Below are 2,272 nucleotides of genomic sequence, written 5' to 3' on the forward strand. Positions count from 1 at the left end.
AACATCACAGATTCTAAATTTATGTGTCACGTTTCTAACTTTATGCGCCAATTCACAGGTCGTCTATCGTTAGACGACCGGGGTTTGTCCGGGGTTCACTGATTGCCGGAAGTGCCGCCATGACCGCCTGTTGGCGAGGCTTGCGAAAGCCCGAGGTTTCTTCGGGCTTTTCCGATTGTCGGAAGTCCGGTTTGTGCCTGTGTGCTTTGCTGCTGCGTCCGTCCGGATTTCGTTTGGAGCGGCATCACCACACCGGATCGGTCGTTCGAAGTTTGCCTGCCGGGTGATCCCAACCATGTGCGACGCCATCAATTGTGGCCGGGAAACGAACACGCCGGGCCTTGCCCCAGCTTGTGGTTTCGAGATGTGGGGCGATGTCGTTTTCGGTTTCGGGGGCGATGGTTTGGGTTCGGGTTGGTTGTGCGGTCTGGCAGAGCAGATGGGCGGTGCGGGCGAGCGAATGGCGGGCGGTGGTGATCTGGCCGGTCTGGCTGCGGAGCAACAGGGCGTGGATGGTGCTTGCCGCCATCAGGTAGCCGGTGGCGTGGTCAAGGGCCTGCACCGGAAGGGGCGTTGGCTTTGGCGCATCGGCCTGTTTCATGCCGAAATCGGCGATGCCGCAGCTCATTTGGACCAAACTATCAAAGCCACGCCGCTTGGCCCACGGGCCGGTCCAGCCATAGGCGCAGAGTGTCACATCAATCAAGCCGGGATTGATGCGGCGCAGTTCGTCCGTGCCATAGCCAAGACCCGGCAGGGCATCGGGGCGGTAGCCATGCAGCAGGATATCAGCACCCGCCAGAAGGCTTTCAAATGTTTGACGATCTTCGGCACGTTTGAGGTCAAGCCCAGCACAGCGTTTGCCAAGGGTGACTTCGGGGATCACCGCGCCCTCGTCCCAATGGGGCGGGTCGATGCGCAGAACATCTGCGCCATAGGCCGCGAGAAATCGCCCGGCGACGGGGCCAGCCAGAACACGGGTCAGGTCAAGCACGCGAATCCCGGCCAAAGGCCGGTCCGGCCGGATAACGTGGCGGGATTTCGAGCTGATGCCGTGATGCTGCCAGCCGATCAGCGGTTCGGCCGCAATTGCCATCCCCTGCGGATGGGATTGCCAGCCACCCAGGCTTCGCATGGTGGCGGCACAGCCGCCCGCGGCAATGATTGCGGTTTCGAGGTCATCGGATTTCCAGTTTGCGACAATCGGGGCGAGGGCTTCGCGGTCCGGGTAATCGCCCAGAACCGACAGGGCAGCCGCACGGTGGTGCTGGGCGTTGGTGTGAAGCCGTATCCAGCCATCGGCGGTTTGATAGTCACCGGCAATCGCATCCCATACCGGCGGCAATTCCCAGCCCATCGGGCGGATCGTCATATCGAACCATTTTGACGCCAGCCGTTGATCAATGGTGACGTCCACCAGATCACCCGTGGCAAGCCCGCGATAGCGCGAGATCATGGCGGCTGCGATGCCGATGGACGCGGTTGCAAGGTCGGTGACGGCAAAGAAGGATGGCAGGGCGTCCGTGCCGGTGATTTTGATATCGGGCAGGGCGTTTGTACCGCCCGGAAGGTCAAGGGTGGCGTTAAGGGCATCGGCAATCGGGGCGATGAACGGGTTGGTCATGGCGGTCATGTTGGTGGCTCCTTTTTCCGCATCGGTGGCGCGGGGGATCTTGATCGGGCAAGGATCACGCGGGGCTGGACAAATCGTCAATCTTGATCAAGATAATCAATATGAAAAATATCGATGAGCCGATGAATGAGACCGCATTTTGCACGCTGTCAGCACAGGAAGTCTGTGCGGCGACCGGCATATCGCGCGATACGCTTTATGCCTATGTCAGCCGCGGGATCGTGCGCGCCATTGCCCATCCCGGCGATGCACGCAAAAGCCTTTATGACCATCGCGATGTGCGCAAAATCATCGCGGGTAAAAAACGCGGCCGGTCACGGCAATCGGTGGCGGCATCGACGATTGACTGGGGCGAACCGATACTGGTGTCGAAAATCACCCGCATTGCCGATGGACGGTTTTTCTATCGCGGCAAGGATGCGGTGGGGCTTTCCGATACCATGACGCTTGAAGATGCTGCGCTTCTTCTGGCGGGATTGCGGGTTGATCAGGATCGGTGTTGCGCGCCGGATTTCATCCCGGCCGATCACGCCTCCCCGTTTGACCGGATGGTTGCGATGATGGCGGGCGAGGTGACAAGCCACCCTGCCGGGGATGGTCGCCCGGCGGCGGCGAAGCTGATGCGGCTTGCGGCATTGG

Annotated in this window: 2 protein-coding genes; one reads left to right on the forward strand and one right to left on the reverse strand. The window is 60.7% G+C overall.

Translation table 11 applies throughout. The annotated features are described in order from the left end of the window. Positions 1–244 precede the first annotated feature (244 nt). Entirely contained in the window at positions 245–1,633 is a 1,389-nt protein-coding gene (locus tag TH5_RS25080) for a CoA transferase (RefSeq protein WP_114124136.1), read from the reverse strand. A 101-nt stretch (positions 1,634–1,734) separates the two neighbouring features. Here TH5_RS25080 and TH5_RS25085 point away from each other — a divergent pair. Beyond that, positions 1,735–2,272 (forward strand): helix-turn-helix transcriptional regulator (locus TH5_RS25085; protein ID WP_208638542.1); only part of this gene is annotated, 538 nt, incomplete at its 3' end.

The sequence above is a fragment of the Thalassospira xianhensis MCCC 1A02616 genome (assembly GCF_003326475.1).
GTDB classification, from domain to species: domain Bacteria; phylum Pseudomonadota; class Alphaproteobacteria; order Rhodospirillales; family Thalassospiraceae; genus Thalassospira; species Thalassospira xianhensis.